Genomic DNA, 1,527 nt, shown 5'->3' with positions numbered 1-1,527 from the left:
GCGGAGGACGACCAGGGGGAGGACCAGGGCGAGGGCCAGGGCGAGCCGGGGTCCGGGCAGCCCCCGACCACCCTGTCCGACGAGGACGACCAGGGCCAGGACGAGGACGGGAACGGCGCCGGCACCCCCGCGTCGGCCGGTGGTCAGGACGGGCAGGGCCAGCAGGGCGGCTCGGGCGGCTCTGCTGGCTCGGGCGGCCGCCAGGCGACCCCCTCCCCGTCCGCGACCCAGGGCGTTCAGGGCGCCCAGAACGCCCAGGGCGACGAGCCCTGAGCCCGGTCCGGCCGTCTCTATAGGATCGGAGCCCGGCCGAGCAAGCCCGACCCGCGGGGGATCATGGACATCGCAGACATCAACGAGCTCTGGGACCGCGTCACCGGCACGCAGCCGGAACCCGAGCTGTGGCTGATAGTCGGCACGGCCGTCGTCGCCCTGGTGGCGGTCGTCCCGTACGGGGTGTGGCGCTGGTCGCGCAACACCATCACCATCGCCCACGAGGGCGGACACGGCCTGGTGGCGCTGCTCACCGGCCGCCGACTGCAGGGCATACGCCTGCACTCCGACACCTCGGGCCTGACCGTCTCCCGTGGCAAGCCCACCGGGATCGGCATGATCCTCACGGCCGCCGCCGGCTACACCGCCCCCTCGCTGCTGGGGCTCGCCGGCGCGGCGCTGCTCTCCGCCGGTCGCATCACCGCCCTGCTCTGGGGCGCCACCGCGCTGCTGCTCGCGCTGCTGGTGATGGTCCGCAACGCCTACGGCGTGCTCACCGTCCTCGTCACCTCGGCCGCCTTCCTGCTGGTCTCCTGGCTCACCGAGCCCGACGTGCAGGCGGCCTTCGCCTACCTGGTGGTGTGGTTCCTGCTCCTGGGGGGCGTGCGCCCGGTCTTCGAGCTCCAGGCCAAGCGCCGGCGCGGGCAGGCCGGGGACTCCGACGCCGACCAGCTCTCCCGGCTCACCAGCGTGCCCCCGCTCATGTGGCTGCTGCTGTTCCACGCCGTCGCGCTGACCTCGCTCACCGGTGGCGGACGCTGGCTCCTCGCCCTCTGACACCGCTGAACGCGCTTCCGCCGCGCTCCCGACGACTTTTGACGCCCGCCGGGAGAAGCCCCCGTCGGCCGGGTTCCGGCGGGCGCCGCACACTAAAGTGAGGGCCATGACCGACCACAGCCACAGCCCCGCTCTCTGGCCCGCGCCGTTCGCCGACGGCGCGATCGACGCGACCGTCACCGTGCCCGGATCCAAGTCGGTCACCAACCGGGCACTGATCCTCGCCGCGCTGGCCGCCGACCCCGGCTGGCTGCGTCGCCCGCTGCGGTCCCGGGACACGCTGCTGATGGCGGACGGGCTGCGCGCGCTGGGCATTGGTATCGAGGAGACGGTCTCGTCCAGCTCCCCGGTCTCCGGGCCGCAGGAGGGCGGCGGCGAGTCCTGGCGGATCATCCCGGCCACCCCGCAGCGCGGCCTCCACCGCGTCGGCGAGCGGCCGCTCGGTGCCGCTGACGGAGGGGATGTCGACGAGCCGGG

Annotated in this window: 1 protein-coding gene and 2 pseudogenes; all 3 read left to right on the top strand. The window is 74.4% G+C overall.

The features are described from left to right. A pseudogene (locus E1283_RS37870) lies at positions 1 to 273 on the top strand (hypothetical protein); the annotation flags it as partial. A 63-nt stretch (positions 274 to 336) separates the two neighbouring features. Further along, the gene (locus E1283_RS36105; RefSeq protein WP_132822378.1) at positions 337 to 1,050 is read left to right on the top strand and encodes a M50 family metallopeptidase; all 714 of its coding nucleotides are present in this window, start codon (positions 337 to 339) and stop codon (positions 1,048 to 1,050) included. Between the two features lie 106 nt (positions 1,051 to 1,156). Further along, a pseudogene (locus E1283_RS36100) lies at positions 1,157 to 1,527 on the top strand (hypothetical protein); the annotation flags it as partial.

Source organism: Streptomyces hainanensis (genome assembly GCF_004348415.1).
GTDB lineage: Bacteria > Actinomycetota > Actinomycetes > Streptomycetales > Streptomycetaceae > Streptomyces > Streptomyces hainanensis.
This window is presented reverse-complemented; position numbering and strand designations above follow the sequence as displayed.